Below are 21213 nucleotides of genomic sequence, written 5' to 3' on the forward strand. Positions count from 1 at the left end.
ATGACCCGGACCGGCTGGCGCGTGGCCCTCACGGCCGGCGCACTCACTGCGATCGCAATGGGGGGGCGACAGGCCTTCGGCATGTTCGTCTCGCCCCTCAACACCGCCACCGGCCTCGGGCTGGCGGCGATCAGCCTCGCGCTGGCCCTCGGCCAGCTGGGGATCGGCCTGGCGCAACCCCTGCTGGGACGCTGGGCCGACCGCATCGGGCCGACCCGGGTGGTCACGATCGGCGCCGGGCTGCTGGCCCTCAGCACGGCGGCCCCGGCGCTGTCGTTCGCCGGACCCGTGCTGTTCGCCTCGCTGGTCCTGTCGGCCGTGGCCGGCAGCGCGGTCGCCAGCAACGGGCTGCTCATGGGCTCGGTGAACCGTTCGGTCTCGCCGGGCGATGCCGGCCTGGCCGTGGGCATCGTGGGAGCCGGTGCTTCGGCGGGCCAGCTCGTGCTCGGCCCGTTGCTGCAGTGGTTGATCCTCGCATTCGACTGGCAGGCGGCGCTCATGGCGCTGGCCGCCCTGAGCCTGGCGGCCTTTCCGCTGGCGCTGGTGCTGCGCGAAGCGCCGCGCCCTTCCCAGGGCGCGGGACGGGCGGACGCGTCGGTGTCCGATGCCCTGCGCAGCGCGGGGTTCTGGCGGCCGGCCCTGAGCTTCGCGATCTGCGGCATGCACGTGGCCTTCCTGGCCGCCCACATGCCCGGCGTCATCGAGCGCTGCGGCTTTCCTTCGGGGGTGGCTGGCGTGTGGATCGCACTGGCCGGCGCGGCCAACATCGTGGGCAGCCTGGCCTCCGGCATGCTGATGAAGCGGCTGCACCACGCGCGCTGGCTCGCTTCGCTCTACGTCGTGCGGGCGCTGGGCATCCTGGCCTTCGTGCTGGTTCCGCCCACGATGGGCGGCCTGCTGGCCTTTGCCGTCGTCATGGGCGCGAGCCACATGGCCACGCTGCCGCCGACCTCTTCGCTGGTCGCGCAGCGCTTCGGCACCGCACGGCTGGGCACGCTGTTCGGCATGGTGATGCTGGTGCACCAGGTGGGCTCCTCCGTCGGGATCTGGCTGGGCGGATGGCTCGCGCACCACACCGGCCGCGACAGCACCTTCTGGGCGATCGACCTGCTGCTGGCGCTGGCCGCCGCGGCCCTGGTGTGGCCCTGGCGCAGCCTCAGTGCTGGTGCGCCGGCAGCAGCAGCTTTCGCAGCGAAGTCCTGAGCACCGCGGGGTCCACCGGCTTCTTGAGCGCCAGCGTCACGCCGTTGGCCTCCAGCTCTTCGCTGCCGAAGTGCGCCGCGTTGCCGGTGACCAGCAGCACCGGCAGCTCGGGATGCAGGCGCCGCACTTCCCGCGCGAGCTGCAGGCCGGTCATGCCGGGCATCGTGAGATCGGTGAGCAGCAGCTGGACGTCGACCGGCGGCGCGGCCAGCCAGCGCAGCGCGGCGACAGGGTCCCGCAACAGCGTGACGCGCAGGCCCCAGTTCGACAGCTGTTCCTGCAGGTAGTCCCCGACGGAGGGATCGTCCTCCACCAGCAGCACGTCGGCCTGCGGCAGCTGCTCTCCTTCGGCCGCGTGCACCCGCAGTCCGGTGGCCGAGCGGTCCGCCGGCGCCACCGAGGGCAGCAGGATGGTGAAGGTGGCCCCCTGGCCGGGCTCCGTCTCCACCAGCACATGACCGTCGTGGTCGTGCACGATCCCGTGCACCATGGCCAGCCCCATGCCGGAGCCCTGGCCCGGCATCTTGGTGGAGAAGAAGGGGTCGAAGATCCGGTCCAGCAGTTCGGCCGGGATGCCCGGCCCGGTGTCGGACACGCGCAGTTCCACCCACGGCCCCGCCTCCACGGTGCCGCGGCAGGAGGCGCAGTGCAGGGCGGAACCCTCGCTGCGGCCCAGGCGAACCGTGATGCCGCCCACGCCCTGCATCGCATCGCGGGCGTTGATGCACAGGTTGAACAGGATCTGCTCCAGCTGCACGGGGTCGGCCACCACCCAGGCCTCGTCGCCCGAGGCGTCGGCGTCCATCCACTGCGCATCCAGCGAGATCGTCGTGGGCAGCGTGCTGCGCAGCAGGCGCAGCGTCTGACGCGTCAGCGGCGTCAGCGCGAGCGGTCGCGGGTCGCCCTTCTGCCGGCGTGAGAAGGCCAGCATCTGCGAGATCAGGTCGCGCGCGCGCTGTGCGGCCAGGTGCGCCTGCCCCAGCTGCCGCACCAGCGTGCCGTCGGCGAGCTGCTCGGCCCGCTCCTGGCCCAGCACCACGTAGCCCATCACGCTGGTGAGGATGTTGTTGAAGTCGTGCGCGATGCCGCCGGTGAGCTGGCCCACGGCTTCCATCTTCTGCGCCTGCCGCAGCTGGCCCTCGAGGGCGCTGCGCTCGGCCTCCGCCGCCCGCCGCGCCGTGATGTCGCGCAGGTGGCCGACGAAGATGTTGCCGTCCGGCCCGGCCGCCACGCTGATCGCGACTTCCACCGGGAACTCCGTCCCGTCCCGGCGGCTGGCCGTCGTTTCCACCAGGCGGCCGATCATGGGGCCGGAGTCGCCCTGCCGGTACGCGGCGAGGCCGCGTTCGTGCCCCCGCCGATGGCGCTCCGGCATCATCAGCTGCGACAGCTTGTGGCCGATCACTTCCTCGCGCTTCCAGCCGAACACGCGCTCCGCGGCGCTGTTGAATTCCAGGATGATGCCGTGCTGGTCCATCGCGATCACGCCGTCGAAGGCCGCCTCCACGGTGGCGCGCAGGCGGGCCTCGCTGCGCTGCAGCTCGCGCTCGCGGGCGCGCCGTTCGCCGACGTCGCGCACCACCACCAGCGCGTGCGGCCGGCCGCGATGGCTGAAAGGCATCGCCCGCAGTTCCGCCTCGAACGTGGTGCCGTCGTTGCGGATCGCGCGCGACTCGACCGTCAGGGTTTCGCCGCCCAGCGCGCGCCGGATCAGGGCATAGCGTTCCTTCACGTACTCCGGCGGCAGCCCCGGCGCATAGCCCCCGGACAGGACGGCGGTGCGCGGATAGCGGTACATCGCCAGGCCGGCCGGATTCACGTCCACCACCTGGAACGACTCGTTCCACAGGAACAGGCCGTCGGAGGAGAGCTCGAAGATCAGCCGGTACTGCTCCTCGCGCAGCTGCATCTGTTCGGCCGCCTTCTTGCGGTCGGTGATGTCGCGGGCGAACGTGAGCAGCACCCGGCGACCTCCAAGGGTCGCGGGCTTCACGGTCACCTCGTCCCAGTGCAGGCTGCCGTCCTTGTTGCGGCGCCTCCATTCGAAGGTGGGACAGCGGCCCTCGCGCGCCAGCGCCACGTACTGCCGCGCCTCGGTGCGGGTGTACGGCGGTTCGCCGTCGCTGATGTCGTTGGCCGACAGCTTGCGCAACTCCTCCGCCGTGTAGCCCAGCGAGTCGCAGGCCTTGCGGTTCACGTCGAGGATCGCGCCGCTGTTCCAGTCCAGGACCAGGATGGAGTTCTCCGACGCGTCGAAGATCGCGCGGTAGCTCGCGCGTGACTGGTCGAGCGCCTCGGTGATCCGGGGCCGGTCCAGTTCCGCCGCCACCCGCTCGGCGAACACGCGCAAGGTGGCGTGCGTGCGTGCGTCGTCCGGCATCGGCCCGCGCGAGAGCACCGCGACCACGCCGAGCGGCCGCCCGCCGCGGCCCAGGATGCTGGCGCCGGCGTAGCTCTGCGCACCCAGGGCACGCGAGCCGTCGTCCGCGGGATAGAGCTCCTGCAGCCGTTCGGACACGGCGACCTGCCCGTGTTCCAGCACCACCCGGCACGGGCCCGTCTCCACCGGATAACGGCCGCCTTCCATCAGGCGACCGTCCACGCACAACGAGTGCACCCGCAGCGTGCCGGGGTCCTCGGGATCGAGCTGTGCGACCACGGCGACCTCGACGCCCAGCAGCGCCGTCAGCAGCTGCGTGAGCTCGTCGAACAGGCCATCGGGCGCGCGGACAGACGCGAAGTCCATGCGGGCAGTGTCCCCCCGCTGGCGCACGCGGCGCAAGTCGCGGGTGGTGCCGATTACAAGCCGAATACAAACCGGCGCAGGGAAGGGCCCCGGCATGCGCAAGCCGCAACAAATGCGGCCCGGCGCGGCATTGGCGCGATACGCACGCCGGCGAAGCTTGCGCCATTCCCCAAGGAGAGACCATGCACACCATCACTCGCCTTCCCGTCCCTTCCGGCCGCGCGCCGACCATCGCCATCCACAGCAGCGCGAGCAGCCCCCGCCAGTGGGACGGTTACCGCACGCTGCTGGAACCCACCGCGCCGCTGCTCACGCCGACCCTGCTCGGCTACGACAGCGACGCGGAGTGGGTGCGCGGACTGCCCGTCACCCTGGAGGCGGAGGCGCAGAACCTGATGGACGTGCTGCTTACGGCCGGCCAGCCGGCGCACCTGGTGGCGCACTCCTACGGCGGCGCCGTGGCGCTGCAGGCGGCCTTGCTGTGGCCGCAGCGGGTGCGCTCGCTCACGCTGTACGAGCCGAGCGCCTTCCACCTGCTGCGGCGGGACAGCGCGAGCGTGGCGCAGGCGGAGGAGATCAGTGCCATCGCGCGGCGCGTGGAGTTGCTGGCCCTGTCCGGAAGCAATGCCGAAGCCGCCGCACTGTTCGTCGGCTACTGGTCCGGACCGGCCGCCTGGCAGCGCATGCCGCAACACCGCCAGGCGGACGTTGCGCGGCGCATGTCGAAGGTGCGGGCCGAGTTCGGTGCGATCTTCCATGCCGGCTTCGATGCTCGCAGCCTGCAACTGACACCCTTCCCGGTGCGGGTGGTGATGGGCGATCGCTCGCCGGCCCCGGCCCGCCGGGTGGCCGAGCTCCTGCGCCAGCAGGTGCGCAAGGCGGAGGTGATCCGCATCCCTGAGCTGAACCACATGGCGCCGCTGACGGACCGCGCGACGCTGGCGCCCCTGCTGTTTCCGCACGCCCTGCTGCGCGACTTGCCGCTCGCGGCCTGAGCCTCAGCGCAGGCGCTGCAGCAGGCCCGCCGTGGACGGGTCCAGTCCCTGCGTGTCGCCGGAGGCGAGGCGCTGCGCGATGTCGGTGGCCAGCACCTTGCCCAGCTCGACGCCCCACTGGTCAAAGCTGTCGATGCCCCAGACGGCGCCACTGGTGAACACGCGGTGCTCGTGGAGCGCGAGCAAGGCGCCCAGCGAGGCCGGCGTCAGAGCTTCGAGCAGGAAGAAGGTGCTGGGCCGGTTGCCGCTGAAGTTGCGGTGGCCGCCAGCATCCGCCTTGCCCTGCATCAGAGCCTGCGCCTGCGCGAGCGCATTGGCGAGCAGCAGCTCGTGGTGGCCGGGCAGCCCATGGGCCGGCTTGCGGACGGCGACGAACTCCACCGGCACGCGGTCGCTGCCCTGGTGCAGCATCTGGAAGTAGGCGTGCTGGCCATTGGTGCCGGGCTCGCCCCACAGCACGGGAGAGGTGCCGAAGCCGAGCGCCTGGCCGCTGGCATCCACGCTCTTGCCATTGCTTTCCATCTCCAGCTGCTGCAGGTACGCGGGCAACCGGCGCAGCGCGCTGTGATAAGGCGCGATGCTGCGGCTCGCGAAGCCATGGAAGTTGCGGTACCAGACGTCCAGCAGGCCCAGCCGCACCGGCAGGTTCTGCGCCAGCGGTGCGCTGCGGAAGTGCTCGTCCATCGCGTGCGCGCCGGCGAGCAGTTCGCGAAAGCCCTGGGCGCCGATGGCGATCGCGATCGGCAGGCCGATGGCCGACCACAACGAATAGCGGCCGCCCACCCAGTCCCAGAAACCAAAGGAGGTGGTAATGCCGAACTGGCGCGCGGCCTCCACGTTGGTCGTCAGCGCGGCGAAGTGGCGCGCCACGTCGGTGCCGCCCTGCTGGCCAAACCAGGCCCGCGCCGAGCGCGCGTTGGTCATGGTCTCCAGCGTGGTGAAGGTCTTGGACGCCACCAGGAACAGCGTGCCGTCCGCGTGTACCTTCTTCAGCACCGCGTCCAGTTCATGCCCGTCGACGTTGGACACGAAGTGGAAGCGCTTGCCGGGGAGGACGAAGGAGTCCAGCGCGGCGACCGCCATCTGCGGGCCGAGATCGGAGCCGCCGATGCCGATGTTCACCACGTCGGTGATCGCGCCATCGCCACGCACCTGTTCCGCGAAGGCCAGCATCGCCGCCAGCGTGTCGTGCACGGCGACCGAGTCGGGGTCGCTGCCATCGCGCGGCGCGCGCAGCAGCCAATGCTTCACCGCCCGGTTCTCGGTGGTGTTGATGCGCTCGCCGGAAAACATGGCATCCCGCTGCGCTTCCACCTGCGTTTCGCGCGCGAGTGCCAGCAGGCCCTCCTCGGTGTCCGCGTCGAGCAGGTTCTTCGACAGGTCCGCGAACACCAGCGGCGCCTGCTGGCTGAAACGGTCGAAGCGCGAGGGGTCCTGCATGAACGCGGTGCGCAGGTCGAAGGCGGCGCCGCTCGCGCGGAATCGCTCCTGCAGCTGCCCCCAGGCAGCCGTCTGGTCGCAGCGGGGCCGGCTCATCACGTCAGGCCGCCTGCACCAGCTTTTCCAGCTTCACCGCATCCGCGGCAAAGGCGCGGATGCCCTCGGCCAGTTTTTCCGTGGCCATCGCGTCCTCGTTGAGCGCCCAGCGGAACTGGCGCTCGTCGTACTGCACGCGCCGGATTTCGCTGGCCTTGGCCTGCGCGGGATCGAGCGCGCGCTGCAGGGGAGCGTCGGACTTCTGCAGCTCGGCCATCAGTTCCGGGCTGATGGTGAGCAGGTCGCAGCCGGCCAGCGCGAGGATCTGGCCCGTGTTGCGGAAGCTCGCGCCCATCACCTCGGTGGCGATGCCGAAGTGCTTGTAGTACTGGTAGATCTGGCGCACCGACTGCACGCCGGGGTCGTTGGCGCCGGAGCTGGCCTGCTCGTCCCACTTCGCACCCGCGCTCTTCTTGTACCAGTCGTAGATGCGGCCCACGAAGGGCGAGATGAGCTGCACCTTCGACTGCGCGCAGGCGACCGCCTGGCAGAACGAGAACAGCAGGGTCAGGTTGGTGTTGATCCCGCGCTGCTGCAGCTTGGCCGCCGCCTGGATGCCTTCCCAGGTGCTGGCAACCTTGATCAGCACGCGGTCGACCGGCACGCCCTCGGCCTGGTACAGCTCGATCAGGCGCTCGCCACGGCTGAAGCTGGCTTCGGTGTCGAAGCTCAGGCGGGCATCGACCTCCGTGGAAACGCGGCCGGGGATGTGCTGCAGGATCTCGGTGCCGAAGCGGACGATCAGCCGGTCCATCGTCTCCTCCAGCGGCTTGCCGCGGAAGCGCTGCACCGTCTCCTGCAGCAGGTGCGCGTATTCGGGCTTCTGCACCGCCTTCAGGATCAGCGAGGGATTGGTGGTGGCGTCGCGCGGGTGGTACTGCGCGAGTTGGCGGAAGTCGCCCGTGTCGGCGACAACGGTGGTGAACTGCTTGAGGGCGTCCAGTTGGTTCATGCGGCCATTATCCGGCCGGCGCGCGGCGGCCGGCCGGCTCAGTCGCCGTGCACCACCGAGACGCCGTGACCGGCGAGCTGCAAGCCCACGTCGCTGCCAAGGCTGAGCATGCGGTCGAGGTCGGATGAAAGCACGAAGACCGGGCCGAGCTCGGTCTCGAAGGTGTATTCGTAGGCACTGCCCAGATAGGACAGCTTGGCCAGGCGCCCGTTGAGCCCGTAGCCGGGCGGACCCACGTGCCAGGCTTCGGGACGCACCGCGACCTTGACCGAGCCGACGGGCACGGGCTGCCGCGGTTCGAAGCTGAGCGGGCCCAGCGTGACCCGCCCGCTGCCGTCAGCCCGGGCCGGGAACAGTGTGGCCTCGCCCATGAAGCCCGCGACGAACTCGCTCGCCGGCACTTCGTACAGCTCCTGGGGCGTTCCGCGCTGCGCGATCCGGCCCTGGTCCATCACGACGATGTGGTCGCTCACGGCCAGCGCCTCGGCCTGGTCATGCGTGACGTAGGCGACGGTGAGCTGCAGGCGCTGCTGCAGCGCGCGGATCTCCTCGCGCATTTCGCGACGCAGGCGCGCATCGAGATTGGACAGGGGTTCGTCGAACAACAGAACGGCCGGCTCCAGCACCAGCGCGCGGGCCAGCGCCACCCGCTGCTGCTGGCCGCCGGAGAGTTCGCTCGGCAGGCGCGCGTCCAGGCCCACCAGGCCGACCATGCGCAAGGCGTCGATCGCCCGCTGCCGGGCCGGATGGCGCGGAATGCCGGACATGCGCAGGCCATAACCCACGTTCTCCACCACGTCCATGTGCGGGAACAGCGCATAGCTCTGGAACATCATGCTCACGTTGCGCTGCGCGGGACCCAGGGTGGTGACGTCCTTGCCGGCGATGAGGATCTGCCCGCCCGTGGGCACTTCCAGGCCGGCGATCATGCGCAGCGTGGTGGTCTTGCCGCAACCCGACGGGCCCAGGATGGTGGTGAGCGTGCCGCGCGGCACCTCGAAGCTGACCTCGCGAACCGCCGCCGCCGCCGAGGGATCGCTGCCGTAGCGCTTGCTGACGTTGCGCAGCTCGATGCCGGCGCTCATGCCAGGCCTCCCGCTTCCGCGGCGCGGCGTCCGAGCCGGCGTTCGCCCACCAGCAGCTGGATGCCCGCCGTCGCCACGCTCATCATGAGGATCAGCACCGTGCAGTAGGCGAGCGCCACGCCGTAGTCGCCGTTGCCCACGCGGCCGATGATGTAGGTGGTGGCGAGTTCGTTCTCCGCGGTCACCAGGAAGATCACGGCCGACACGGTGGTGATCGCGCGCACGAAGCTGTAGACCAGGGCGGCCACCAGCGCGGGCTTGAGCAGGGGCAGGATCACGTGGCGCAGCGTGCGGACGGTGGAGGCGCGCAGCATCATCGATGCTTCGTCCAGGGACTTGTCGATCTGCTGGAAGGCGGCGGTGCCGGCGCGCACGCCGACCGGCAGGTTGCGGAACACGAAGCACAGCACGATGATCAGCGCCGTTCCCGTCAGTTCGAAGGGCGGCACGTTGAAGGCGAGGATGTAGCTCACGCCCAGCACCGTGCCCGGAATCGCGAAGGCGAGCAAGGCGGAAAACTCGAACAGGCCCTGGCCGCGGAAACTGGTGCGAGCGAGCAGCCACGCGACCAGCAGTCCCAGGGCAGCGGTGAGCGGCGCGGCGATCGCCGCCAGCTTGATTGTGGTGAAGAAGGAATTCCACGCCGTGCCGGCCCAGACCAGCCCGAACGCGCCCCACTCCAGGGAGAAGGCGGTGCGGAAGTGCGCCAGCGTGGGCGTGTAGTCGCGGCCCCAGGTCTGCACGAATCCGCCGGCGAAGGCGAACAAGTAGACCACCAGCGTGAATGCGAGCCAGGGCAGTGCGATGCCCTGCACCAGGCGCCGGACGCGCGAGGGCAGCGCCATCGGCACGCCGGAATCGCCCTTGCCACCCACGGTGGTGTAGTTGCGGCGCCCCAGAACGCGGCGCTGCAAGGCAAACGCGGCCAGTGCGAACAAGGTGAGCAGCCAGGCCAGCGAGGCCGCGCGGCCCTGGTCGTATTGCGCGCCGACGATGGCAAAGAAGATCTCGGTCGACAGCACCGAGAACTGCCCGCCCAGCACGATGGGATTGCCGAAGTCCGCCATGCTCTCGATGAAACCCACCAAGAAGGCGTTCGCCAGTCCGGGCCGCAGCAGCGGCAGGGTGATGGTCGCGAAGGTGCGGTCGGCGTCGGCCCGCAGCGTCTGCGCGGCCTCCTCCAGGCTGGGAGCGATGCCCTGCACCACGCCGCGCATGATCATGAAGGCGATCGGCGTGAACGCAAAGGTCTGCGCGACCCACACGCCAAAGCCGCCGTAGAACCAGCGGGACGGCGCCAGGCCCAGCGTCGACTCCAGCAACTGGTTGACCAGGCCGGCACGGCCGAACAGCAGGATGAGGCCCAGCCCCACCACGAACGGCGGCGTGATGATCGGCAGCAGGGCCAGCACATTGAGCGGCTTTGCATAGCGGCGCGGGCCGCGCTCGGCCATGAGCGCCAGCAGCGTGCCCAGCAAGGTGGTGCTGGCCGCGGCGGCGATCCCAAGGAACAGCGTGTTCCACGCCACGCCGCAGCGCACGCCACCGGCGAGGCATTGCAGGCCGAAGTTGCGCTCGCTTGCGATGCGCTGCGCGAACGAACCGATCCCGGCATGGCCGTCCTCGCCGACGAAAGCGCCGGCCAGCGCCCGGGACACGGGGAAGACGATGAACAAGGCGAGCAGGCTGCCGCAGAGCACGACCGCGGAGGCAACGAACAGGTCGCCGCGGAACAGTCCGCGACGCGCGATGCCGAACGCGCCGAGCACGGTGAGCGCCACCAGGACGATCGCCGCACCCCATCCCATGCCGAACTGCTGCCCGGCGAACGCGCCGAAGGCCTGCTCCAGCCAGGCAAAGGTCCAGCCCTTGGCGCCGATCGCAAAGCCCGTGGCCAGCAATGCGATCGCGCCGCCGAAGCCGCCTGCCAGCAGCAGGTGCGACTGGCCCCGTCCCGGCGGCATCGCCGCGCCGCCCGCACACGCGACCAGGCCGACGAGGCCGGCCAGCAACCAGGGCCGCCCCAGCAGCAACGCCTGCACGATGCCGTTGCCGGTCTCGCCGGCTTGCCAGACGCGATGCAGCGCCAACAGACCCTGCCCATCCTGCAGCGCGTACCAGGGGAACAGCGCGTAGGCGAGCAAGCCGGCAAGCGTCCAGGCCCACAGCGGCGCGTTCGGCCGGCGCAGCAGCGGGGACGCCGGCGGCAATGCGAGCCCCGCCGCCTCCTCGGAATGCAGTGCGGGCGAGCTCACCGGTCTACCGGGGCTGCGAGTTCACTTCCCTTTCCCAGCGCTGAATCAATCGGCGCCGCTCCGCGCTGGCGCCGTACTTGGCGTAGTCGTAGTCGATGAACTTGATCTTCTTGAAGTCCGGCACGCGCGCATCGACCTTCGCGGACTTGTTGCTCGGGAGCTGGAACTGCTTGGCCGCCGCCGCCATCTCCTGCGCGCCCGGCGTCAGCGCCCATTCATAGAACTTCTTGGCGGCCTCCAGGTTGCGCGCGCCCTTGATGATGCTCATGGAGCCGATCTCCGCCCCCGTGCCGTCCGCGGGCGTGATGGTTTCGACGGGAAAGCCCTGCATCTTCTCGCCGGGACCGTCGTGCACGAAGCTGATGGACACGGCGGTCTCGCCGCGCGCCACCGCCTTGATGGGGCCGGTGCCCGAGCGAGGATAGTTGCTCACGTTCTTGTGCAACTGCTTCAGGTAGTCGAAGGCCTTGTCTTCGCCCATCAGCTGCACCAGCGTCGCGATCATCGTGTAGGCCGTTCCGCTGGAAGCCGGGTTGGCCACCTGCACCTCGCCCTGGTAGGCCGGCCGCGCGATGTCCGCCCAGGTCCTGGGCACGGGCAGCTTCTTGCGCGCCAGCAGCTCGGTGTTGTAGCCGAACCCGAGCGGGCCGGAGTAGATGCCGACCGTCTTGTAATTCGACTGCTTGGCCTGCTGCTGCGCCCACTCGTGCAACTGAGGCAGCGACGGCGACTTGTACTCCAGCGTGAGCCCCTGCTCCGCCGCCTGCAGGTGCGGGTCGCCGGTGCCGCCGAACCAGACATCCGTCTTGGGGTTGTCCTTCTCGGCGATCAACTGCGCGAGCGCCTCGCCCGAGCCCTTCATGGTGACGTTCACCCGCGTCCCGGTCGTGCGCGCATACACCGTGGAGATCATGTTGCACCACTCGGCCTGGACCGAGCAGATGACGTTCACCTGGCCCTGTGCGGCGGCTGCGCCGGCCATGGCCAGGGCCACGACCCCGAGGCAGAACTTTCGCATGGTCCCCTCCAAAGTAACGGAATTACCGCGCGAGCTTAGAGGCGCCACCATGGCGTGGCAGCTGGGGTTAACACCAGATCACAAGATCGCGCCGCCTTCCCCGGTTCGGCAGCGTCAAGCAAGCCTGAAACTAAGTTACAGTAGCGGCGAGCCCTCCCCCACAGAACCCCATGAGTTTCGACCTCGTCCTGTTCGGCGGCACCGGCGACCTTGCCTGGCGCAAGCTGATGCCCGCCCTGTTCCAGGCCTTTCGCCACGGCACGTTGCCGGAGGGTGGCCGCATCATCGGCATCGCCCGCGACGCGCTCAGCGACGACCAGTACCGCGAACTGATCCGCTCCCGCTTCGACAACGTGGAGCTGGCCAAGCGACCCACGCCCGAGGAGTTCGCGCGCTTTGCGCAGCTCCTGCATTTCCTGCGCATGGACCTGTCGCAGCCACAGGACTACCGCAAGCTGGCGGAGCTGCTGCGCGAGCGGCACGCGGAAACCGTGGTGATGTACCTGGCCACCGCGCCGGATCTGTTCACCGGGGTGTGCGAGCAGCTGGCTGCCGCCGGCTTGAACCGGCCGAACACGCGGCTGGTGCTGGAAAAGCCGCTGGGCCACGACCTCGCGTCCAATCGCGAGATCAACGAGTCGGTGCGACGGGTGCTGACCGAGCGCCAGATCTTCCGCATCGACCACTACCTCGGCAAGCCGGCGGTACAGAACCTGTTTGCCATGCGCTTCGGCAACGCCTTGTTCGAACCCGTCTGGCGGCGCGAGCACATCTCCAACATCCAGATCACCATCGCCGAGGACCTCGGCGTGGAAAAGCGTGGCGCCTTCTACGACAAGACCGGCGCCTTGCGCGACATGGTGCAGAACCATGCGCTGCAGCTGCTGTGCGCGCTGGCGATGGAGCCGCCCATCAATGCGCACGCGGACGCGATCCGCGACGAGAAGCTGAAGGTGCTGCGATCGCTCAAGCCCTGGACGCCCGAGGGCATCGACCAGCACGTGGTGCGGGGGCAGTATGCGGCCGGCATGCTCAATGGCCATCCGGTTCCGGGTTACCGCGAGGAGCCCGGTGTGAAGCCGGAAAGCCGCACCGAGACCTTCGTCGCGCTGCGGACCGAGGTCGCGAGCTGGCGCTGGGCCGGTGTCCCTTTCTACATCCGCACCGGCAAGCGCCTGGCCTCGCGCGATGCGCAGATCGTGGTGAACTTCCGCGAGACGCCGCACGCCATCTTCAACGCGCCGCCCGGCAGCTGGAACCGGCTGGTGATCCACCTGCAGCCGCGCGACGGCCTGCAACTGCACCTGCTCGCGCAGGGCCAGGAGAACCGCCGCAACGGGCCGATGCTGGCGCCTGTGCACCTGGACCTGGACTTCGACAAGCGCTTCGGCTCGGAACGCGTGGGCGCCTACGAGCGCCTGCTGCTGGACGTGATCGCCGGACGGCTGAACCTGTTCGTGCGCAGCGACGAACAGGAAGCGGCCTGGCGCTGGGTGGAACCCATCATGGAGCACTGGGCCGGTGACGAACGCGGCCCCCGGCCCTACGCGGCCGGCACCTGGGGACCGAGCGCATCCAGCGCCATGATCGCGCGTGACGGCTTCTGCTGGCCGGAGGAGTGCTAGTGCTCGACCGCATCAAGGCCTCCATGCCCTCCCTGGCGCCGGCGGAGCAGCGGGTCGCCCGGCTCGTCCTCGGCGACCCGCGCGCCTTCGCCAACCTGCCGGTGAGCGAACTGGCGGAACGGGCGCACGTCAGCAAGCCGACCGTGGTGCGCTTTTGCCGCAGCGTGGGCTACGACGGTCTCTCGGATTTCAAGTTGAAGCTCGCCGGCAGCGTCAGCGAGGGCGTGCCCTTCATCCACCGCAGCGTGGACCCGGACGACAAGACCAGCGACGTGCTGGTGAAGGTGATCGACAACGCCGTCGCCGCTTTCCTGAAGTACCGCAACGACGCTTCCACCTACGCCATCGAGAAGGCGGCGGAGGCGCTGGCGGCCACCTACAAGACCGGGCGCCGCATCGAGTTCTATGGCGTCGGCAACTCCGGCGTGGTCGCGCTCGATGCGCAGCACAAGTTCTTTCGCCTGGGCGTGAACACCATCTCCTGGAGCGACGGCCACATGCAGGTGATGAGCGCCACCCTGCTCGGCCCCGGGGATTGCGTGGTGGTGATCTCCAACTCGGGCCGCACCCGCGACCTGATGGACGCCTGCGACATCGCGCGGCGCAACGGAGCGACCACGATCGTGATCACCTCCACCGGCTCGCCCTTGTCGACGGCGGGCCACATCCACCTTGCTGCCGACCACCCCGAGGGCTACGACCGCTATAGCCCGATGGTCTCGCGCCTGCTGCACCTGATGATCATCGACGTGCTGGCCACGACGGTGGCGCTGCGCATCGGCGGCAGCCGGCTGCAGCCGCTGCTGCGCGAGATGAAGAACAACCTGCGGACGAAGCGCTACGCGTGAACGCTGGGGTTCCTTCGTCACCTCCAGCCTACCGTGGCGCCGCAGGCTGGAGGTAAGCGCAGCGAACCCGTCTAGATCCGCCCCTCCTGCACCGCGTGGCAGGCCACCCGAACCCCCTGGATCTCCAGCAGCGCGGGACGCTCGGCACGGCAGCGGTCGTTGGCATGCGGGCAGCGCGGGTTGAAGGCGCAGCCGCTCGGCGGGTTGAGGGGATTGGGGACTTCGCCCTGCACCGGCGTGCGCGCGCGGCCCGTGTCCTTCATCTTCGGGATCGCGTCCAGCAGCATGCGGGTGTAGGGATGCCGCGGCTGCGCGAACAGGTGGTGCTTGCCGGCGAGCTCCACCAGCCGGCCCAGGTACATCACGCCCACCTGGTCGCTCACGTGGCGAACCACCGCCAGGTTGTGCGAGATGAAGAGGTAGGTGAGGCCGTGCCGGCGCTGCAGGTCCTTCATGATGTTGAGCACCTGCGCCTGCACGCTCACGTCGAGCGCGGAGGTCGGCTCGTCGCACACCAGGAACTCCGGCTGCGTGGCCAGCGCACGTGCGATCGAGATGCGCTGGCGCTGGCCGCCGGAGAACTGGTGCGGGTACTTCACCATGTCCAGCGGGCTCAGGCCCACCGACTGCAGCAGTTCGCCGACGCGGGCCTTCAGCTCGATGGCGTTGGTGATCAGGCCGTGTTCCTTCAGCGGCTCGGCCACGATGTCTTCCACCACCCAGCGCGGATTGAGGCTGGCGTACGGGTCCTGGAAGATCATCTGGATGCGGCGACGCAGCTGTCGCCCCTCCGGCGTGCGGAAGGCCGCATGCGCATCCTGTCCGTCGAAGGTGAAGCCGCCGCGGGTGGGTGCGTACAGGCCCACCAGCAGCCGGGCCACCGTGCTCTTGCCGCAGCCGGACTCGCCCACCAGCGCCAGCGTCTGCCCCTTCTCGATCTCGAAGCTCACGCCATCGACGGCATGCAGCAGCTGGCGCGGCTTGCGTTCCAGCATGCGGTTGAGCCAGGGCGCGGAAACGTCGAAGGTCTTGGCGAGGTCGTGCGCCTGCACCAGCGGTGCGCCGCGCGCCATTCCTGCGGGCTGCGCGGGGGAGCCAGGCAACGCGTCCGCGACGGGCAGGACGGTGCTGCTCATCCGGGCAGCTCCGCGTTCGCGTCGTGCAGCCAGCACGCCGCACGGGTGGCGCCTGCGTGGAGCAGCTCCGGCCGTTCGTGCATGCAACGGGCGAAGGCGCGCGGGCAGCGCGGGTGGTAGGCACAACCCGCAGGGATCGCATTCAAACGGGGCATCGCACCATCGATCTGGTTCAGCTGTTCGCGATCGGAATCCATGTCGGGAATGGACGCCATGAGTCCCAGGGTGTACGGGTGCGCGGGCTGGTGGATCACCTCGTGCACCGGTCCGAGCTCGACGACGCGGCCGGCGTACATCACGGCGACCCGGTCGCAGGTTTCGGCGATCACGCCCATGTCGTGCGTGATCAGCATGACGGCGGCGCCGCGGTCCCGGCAGATGCGCTTGAGCAACTGGATGATCTGCGCCTGGATCGACACGTCGAGCGCCGTGGTGGGTTCGTCCGCCACGATCAGCTTGGGCTCCGCAGCGAGCGCGAGCGCGATCACCACGCGCTGGCGCATGCCGCCGGAGAACTGGTGCGGATAGTGATCGATGCGCTCGGCGGCGGCCGGAATGCCGGTGTCTTCGAGCAGCCCGACGGCGCGCCGCCGCGCTTCCTCGCGGCTGACCGGCAGGTGGGCCTGGATCGTCTCGATCAGCTGGCGCCCGATCGTGTACAGCGGATTGAGCGAAGTCAGCGGGTCCTGGAAGATCGCGCCGATCTTGCGGCCGCGGATGTGGCGCAGCCGTTCGAACGGCAGGTTGTCGATGCGTTCGCCTTCCAGCACCACTTGGCCGGAGGCGATGCGTCCGGGGGGTTCCAGCAGGCCGATGATCGCGGCGCCAGTGAGCGACTTGCCCGCGCCGGACTCGCCGACCACGCCGAGGATTTCGCCGGGCGCGATGTCGAAGGACACATGGTCCAGCGCGCGCAGCGTGCCGCGCCGGGTGGGGAACTCGACGACGAGGTCCTGGACCTGGAGGAGCCGGCCCGCGCCGGAATCAAGCGTGGAGGCGGACATCAGCGCAGGCGCGGGTTCAGTGCGTCCCGCAGCCAGTCGCCCAGGAGGTTCACGGACAGGGCGATCAGGATCAGCATGAGGGCGGGGAAGACGGTGATCCACCACTCGCCGGAAAAGAGATAGTTGTTGCCGACCTGGATCAGGGTGCCCAGCGACGGCGAGGTCGGCGGCACGCCCACGCCCAGGAAGGACAGGGTGGCCTCGGTGATGATGGCGGTGGCAAGCTGCACCGTCGCCAGGACCATCACGGGGCCGGTCACGTTGGGCAGCACGTGGTGCATCATGATGCGCACGGGCGCCACACCCGTGACGCGCGCGGCCTGCACGTATTCCTTGTTGCGCTCCACCAGCGTGGATCCCCGCACCGTGCGCGCGTACTGGACCCAGCCGGTGAGCGTGATCGCCAGGATCAGGACGCCGAAGGCCACCGTGTTGTGCGCATTGGGAAACAGCGCGCGACCCACGCCGGCGATGAGCAAGGCCACCAGGATGGGCGGAAAACTCAGCATCACGTCGCACAGGCGCATGAGGAACGCGTCGAGCCAGCCGCCGCGGAAGCCTGCGAGCAGCCCCAGGCTGACGCCGATCAGCATCGACAGCAGCACCGAGACGATGCCGACCACGAGCGAAATGCGCGCCCCGTACATCAGCGCCGAAAGAATGTCCCGGCCCTGGTCGTCGGTGCCCAGCAGGTAGGTGCGGGAGCCGTCCTCGGGACGCGCCAGGGGGTGCGCCTCGAACGAGGGCTTCAGCCGGGCGTGGCTCAGCTCCAGCGTGGCAAGGTCGAACGGGTTGTGCGGCGCCACCAGCTCCGCGAAGACCGCCGCGAAGATGCATGCGAAGGCGATCGCCGCCGCCAGCATGGCGACGGGCGAGGTGCGGAAGCTGTGGGCGACGTCGCCGTCGAGCCAGCGCTGGAGCGTCAGCTTCACGCCGTCACTTCTTCACGCTGATCCACTTGAAGGGCATGAAGTTGTCGGCGAGCTGCACCAGATCGACCTTCTTGGACACGCCCCAGGCCAGCGACTGCTGGTGCAGCGGCAGGTGCCCCACGTCGGCGGCGTGCAGCTCGAAGGCCTCCTTGATCATGGCGGCGCGCTTGGCCTTGTCGGTCTCCGACTGGATGGTGCGCGTGAGCTGGTCCACCTTGGGATTGCAGTAGCTGCCCAGGTTGAACTGGCCGGTGCCCTTGTCGTCCGGGCAGGCCATCAGGGCATTGAGCGCGTTGTGCGCGTCGTAGGTGCCCGGCGTCCAGCCCAGCAGATAGAAGCTCGTGTCGCGGCGCAGGATCTTCGGGAAATAGGTGCCCTTGGTCTCCGCGGCGAGGTTGATCTTGACGCCGATGCGCGACAGGTTCGCCGCCACCGTCTGGCAGATGCGCGCATCGTTGACGTAGCGGTCGTTCGGGCAGTTCATCGTCACCTCGAACCCGTTCGGGTAGCCGGCGTCGGCCAGCAGTTTCTTGGCGGCCTCCGGGTCGTAGGGCAGGCGCTTGTTCTGGCTGGCGTCGAAGCCGTTGATGCCGGGACCCACCATCAGCGCCGTCGGCTTGGACGCACCGCGCATCACCGTCTTCTGGATGCCGTCGATGTCGATCGCCTCGTAGAAGGCCTGGCGGACGCGCTTGTCCTTGAAGGGGTTCTTGCCCTTCACGCTGGAATAGAGCAGCTCGTCGCGCTTCTGGTCCATGCCCAGGAAGATGGTGCGAAGCTCGGGGCCGACCATGACCTTTGCGTTCGGCGAGGCGTTCACGCGGTCGATGTCCTGCACCGGAACCGGTTCCATCACGTCCACTTCGCCGGACAGCAGGGCGGCAACGCGGGTCGCATCGTTGCCGATGGGCGTGAAGATCACCTCCTGCACGTTGCCGTCGATCTTGCCCCAGTAGTTGCCGTTGCGGACGAACGTGGTGCGCACGTTGGGCTGGCGCTCGCGCAGGCGGAACGGGCCCGTGCCATTCGCGCGGAAGGACGCCGCGTTCTCGATGCCCTTGCGGCGATCGACCGGGCGCGTGGCCTGGTTTTCCTCGCACCACTTCTTGCTCATGATGTACACGAGCGAGATCACGTCGGGCAGGATGGGGAAGGGGCTCTTCGTCTCGATCTCGACGGTGTGGTCGTTGACCTTGCGCACTTCCTTCAGGTCGTTGGTATAGCTCTTCATGTCGGAGCCATCGGCCTGGGTGCGCGCAAAGGAGAACAGGACGTCGTCGGCTGTGAACGGCTTGCCGTCGTGGAACTGGACGCCCTTGCGCAGTTCGAATCGCCAGACGGTGGGCGAGGTCTGCTTCCACGACGTCGCCAGTGCCGGCGCGACGCTCAGGTCCTTGTTGCGGCCGACCAGGGCCTCATAGACGTTGCCGGTCACGGACAGCTGCAGCGACTCGTTGAGCGAGTGCGGATCCATCGAGAGCGAGTCGCCCTGGTTGGCGATGCGCGCGGTCTGCGCCTGGGCGAAGGCCGCTGCGGCGATCAGCGCCGCGGCCGCGAGCACTCGGGTCTTTGTTTTCATGGTCGGAACTCCTGTTGGAAGTGATGCCCTGATGGAATGGATTGCGCCGCGCTATGGGCCGGCCAGCGGCAGGCCTTGCTCGATCAGGCTCGCATGCAGCGCCGAACCGAGCGGGAGGATTTCGTCGTTGAAGTCGTAGCGCGTCATGTGCAGCATGCAGCTGCCCTCGCCGCCCTGGCCGATGCGCAGGTAGGCGCCGGGCTTCACCTGCAGCATGAAGGAAAAATCCTCGGCCCCCATGCTGGGGTCCATGTTGCGAACGACGTTCTCGGGACCCACCAGCGACTCGGCGACGTCGGCCGCGAACTCGGTCTCGCGCGGCGTGTTGATGGTGGCCGGATAGATGCGTTCGTAGTGCACGGTGGCGGTGGCACCGAAGCCCAGGGCGACGGCGCTGCAAAGCTCATGCAGGCGTTTCTCGATCATCTCCTGCACATCGGGGCTGAAGGTGCGCACCGTGCCGACCAACGTGGCCTTGCCGGGGATCACGCTCATGGCGTGGAGGTCGCCGGCCTGCATTGCGCACAGGCTGATCACCGCACCGTCGATGGGCCTCACGTTGCGCGAGACGATGCTCTGCACGGAGGTGATGATGTGGGCCGCGACCAGGACCGGGTCGACCGCCAGGTAAGCATGCGCGCCGTGCCCGCCCTTGCCGGTGATCTCGATCGTCACGCGGTCGGCTGAAGCCATCATGGCGTGGTGGCGGACGCCGAAGCGGCCCGGCTTGAGCCCCGGCCAGTTGTGCATGGCGTAGACCGATTCCACCGGAAAGCGCTGGAACAGGCCGTCCTCGATCATCGCCTTGGCGCCCGCGAAGCCCTCTTCGCCGGGCTGGAAGATCAGCACTGCCGTGCCATCGAAATTGCGCGTCTCCGCCAGGTAGCGCGCCGCACCCACGAGCATGGCCACATGGCCGTCGTGGCCGCAGCCATGCATCATGCCGTTGCGCGTGGACTTCCAGGGGAAGTCGTTGTTCTCGCTCATCGTGAGTGCATCCATGTCCGCCCTCAGCCCGATCATGCGGCCCGAGTTGTTGGAGCGCCCTCGCACCACGCCGACCACGCCGGTCCTTCCGATGTTCGTGTGCACTTCGTCCACCCCGCAAAGGCGCAGCGCCTCCTGCACTCGCGCGGCGGTATAGACCTCCTCGAACCCCAATTCGGGATGCGCGTGCAGGTCGCGCCGCAGCGCGGTGAGCTCGGGGTGGAACCGTGCGATGTGCGCAAAGGGGCGCGCGTGGGCGAGCCGCGGATTGGCAGCGGGGGCCGACATCAATGTCCTCCCGCCGTGCCCACGCGAAGGCGCGGGTCGACAGCGAAATAAAGCAGGTCCACGACCAGGTTGATCACGACGAAGATCAGGGCGATCAGGCACAGGTAGGCTGCCATCACCGGGATGTCGGCGAAGGTCACGGCCTGGATGAACAGCAGCCCCATGCCGGGCCACTGGAACACGGTCTCGGTGATGATCGCGAAGGCGATCAGCATGCCCAGTTGGAGGCCGGTGATCGTCATCACCGGGACCAGCGTGTTCTTCAGTGCGTGGCCGAAATGGATCGTCCGGTTGGGCAGACCGCGCGCGCGCGCGAACTTGATGTAGTCCGTGCGCAGCACTTCCAGCATCTCGGCCCGCACCAGTCGCATGATCAGGGTCAGCTGGAAGATCGCCAGGGTCAGCGCGGGCAGGACGATGTGGTGCCAGCCGTCGCGGGTGAGCAGGCCTGTGTGCCACCATCCCAGTTGCACGGTCTCTCCCCGTCCGAAGCTGGGGAACCATCCCAGCGTGACCGAGAACACGAGGATCAGCAGGATGCCGATCAGGAAAGTCGGCAGCGAAACGCCCAGCAGTGAGAGCGTCATGAACACCTGGCTGGTGAAGCTCCCGCGGCGCAGCGCCGCGTACACGCCCATCGGGATGCCAAGCAGCAACGCGAGCAGCGCGGCGACGACGGCGAGCTCGAAAGTCGCGGGAAAGCGCTCGGAGATCAGCCTGGAAACCTTGGCGCCCTGGCGCAGGCTCAACCCGAATTCGCCCTGCACCGCGTTGAGGAGGAAATGCCAGAACTGCACGAAGAAGGGCTGGTCCAGCCCCAGTGCCGATCGGAGCTCCCGGATCTGCTGGGGCGTGGCGTCCTGCCCAAGGAGGAACACGACGGGATCGCCCACGTACTGGAACAGCAGGAAGGCAATGTAGGCGACCACCACCATGACCACCAAGGCCTGGAACAAGCGGCGCAGGATGAAGGCAAACATTCGTGGTCGCGCTGAGGGCTGCCGATGCTAGCAGAGCAATCTGC

General features: G+C 68.9%; 16 protein-coding genes. 4 read left to right on the forward strand and 12 right to left on the reverse strand.

The features are described from left to right. Positions 1–1203, forward strand: a complete 1203-nt coding sequence (locus AC1DSA_RS02710; RefSeq protein WP_477885785.1) for an MFS transporter — start codon at positions 1–3, stop codon at positions 1201–1203. On the opposite strand, the gene AC1DSA_RS02715 is transcribed toward AC1DSA_RS02710, so the two are convergent. Next, positions 1157–3949, reverse strand: a complete 2793-nt coding sequence (locus AC1DSA_RS02715) for a hybrid sensor histidine kinase/response regulator (RefSeq protein WP_477885787.1) — start codon at positions 3947–3949, stop codon at positions 1157–1159. The genes AC1DSA_RS02710 and AC1DSA_RS02715 overlap by 47 nt on opposite strands. Positions 3950–4131: 182 nt before the next feature. On the opposite strand from AC1DSA_RS02715, the gene AC1DSA_RS02720 reads away from it, so the two are divergent. After that, complete coding sequence (locus AC1DSA_RS02720) at positions 4132–4944, forward strand: alpha/beta fold hydrolase (RefSeq protein WP_477885789.1); 813 nt, start codon at positions 4132–4134, stop codon at positions 4942–4944. A 3-nt stretch (positions 4945–4947) separates the two neighbouring features. On the opposite strand, the gene pgi is transcribed toward AC1DSA_RS02720, so the two are convergent. From pgi to AC1DSA_RS02745, 5 genes are all read right to left on the reverse strand, one after another. Further along, entirely contained in the window at positions 4948–6480 is a 1533-nt protein-coding gene (pgi, locus tag AC1DSA_RS02725; protein ID WP_477885791.1) for a glucose-6-phosphate isomerase, read from the reverse strand. Positions 6481–6484: 4 nt separating this feature from the next. After that, positions 6485–7432 carry a transaldolase gene (tal, locus tag AC1DSA_RS02730; RefSeq protein WP_477885793.1) on the reverse strand — a complete coding sequence of 316 codons (948 nt, stop codon included), beginning with the start codon at positions 7430–7432 and terminating at the stop codon, positions 6485–6487. A gap of 38 nt (positions 7433–7470) precedes the next feature. Beyond that, positions 7471–8517, reverse strand: coding sequence for an ABC transporter ATP-binding protein (locus AC1DSA_RS02735; protein ID WP_477885795.1), 1047 nt, complete (start codon positions 8515–8517; stop codon positions 7471–7473). After that, positions 8514–10709, reverse strand: coding sequence for an ABC transporter permease (locus AC1DSA_RS02740; protein ID WP_477885966.1), 2196 nt, complete (start codon positions 10707–10709; stop codon positions 8514–8516). Before AC1DSA_RS02740 ends, AC1DSA_RS02735 begins: the two co-directional genes overlap by 4 nt. 67 nt (positions 10710–10776) lie before the next feature. Further along, the gene (locus tag AC1DSA_RS02745; protein ID WP_477885797.1) at positions 10777–11790 is read right to left on the reverse strand and encodes an ABC transporter substrate-binding protein; all 1014 of its coding nucleotides are present in this window, start codon (positions 11788–11790) and stop codon (positions 10777–10779) included. A 170-nt stretch (positions 11791–11960) separates the two neighbouring features. Here AC1DSA_RS02745 and zwf point away from each other — a divergent pair, with 170 nt between their 5' ends. Together zwf and AC1DSA_RS02755 are read left to right on the forward strand one after the other, a co-directional pair. Continuing rightward, the gene (gene zwf / locus AC1DSA_RS02750) at positions 11961–13415 is read left to right on the forward strand and encodes a glucose-6-phosphate dehydrogenase (protein WP_477885799.1); all 1455 of its coding nucleotides are present in this window, start codon (positions 11961–11963) and stop codon (positions 13413–13415) included. Beyond that, on the forward strand, positions 13415–14263 hold the full coding sequence (locus tag AC1DSA_RS02755; protein WP_477885801.1) for a MurR/RpiR family transcriptional regulator: 849 nt from the start codon (positions 13415–13417) through the stop codon (positions 14261–14263). Before zwf ends, AC1DSA_RS02755 begins: the two co-directional genes overlap by 1 nt. A 71-nt stretch (positions 14264–14334) precedes the next feature. Here the strand turns inward: AC1DSA_RS02755 and AC1DSA_RS02760 are convergent, their stop codons facing one another. The 6 genes from AC1DSA_RS02760 to AC1DSA_RS02785 are packed head-to-tail and all read right to left on the reverse strand — an operon-like array spanning position 14335 to position 21169. Beyond that, positions 14335–15336, reverse strand: a complete 1002-nt coding sequence (locus tag AC1DSA_RS02760; protein WP_477885968.1) for an ABC transporter ATP-binding protein — start codon at positions 15334–15336, stop codon at positions 14335–14337. 59 nt (positions 15337–15395) lie between these two features. Continuing rightward, positions 15396–16403, reverse strand: coding sequence for an ABC transporter ATP-binding protein (locus tag AC1DSA_RS02765; protein ID WP_477885802.1), 1008 nt, complete (start codon positions 16401–16403; stop codon positions 15396–15398). Further along, positions 16403–17335, reverse strand: a complete 933-nt coding sequence (locus AC1DSA_RS02770; RefSeq protein WP_477885803.1) for an ABC transporter permease — start codon at positions 17333–17335, stop codon at positions 16403–16405. Before AC1DSA_RS02770 ends, AC1DSA_RS02765 begins: the two co-directional genes overlap by 1 nt. Before the next feature lie 4 nt (positions 17336–17339). After that, positions 17340–18914, reverse strand: coding sequence for an ABC transporter substrate-binding protein (locus AC1DSA_RS02775; RefSeq protein WP_477885804.1), 1575 nt, complete (start codon positions 18912–18914; stop codon positions 17340–17342). Positions 18915–18965: 51 nt separating this feature from the next. Beyond that, positions 18966–20189 carry a M20 aminoacylase family protein gene (locus tag AC1DSA_RS02780; protein ID WP_477885805.1) on the reverse strand — a complete coding sequence of 408 codons (1224 nt, stop codon included), beginning with the start codon at positions 20187–20189 and terminating at the stop codon, positions 18966–18968. Then, positions 20189–21169, reverse strand: coding sequence for an ABC transporter permease (locus AC1DSA_RS02785; RefSeq protein ID WP_477885806.1), 981 nt, complete (start codon positions 21167–21169; stop codon positions 20189–20191). Before AC1DSA_RS02785 ends, AC1DSA_RS02780 begins: the two co-directional genes overlap by 1 nt. Positions 21170–21213 lie beyond the last annotated feature (44 nt).

This window comes from Ramlibacter sp. P4_H7 (assembly GCF_056400765.1).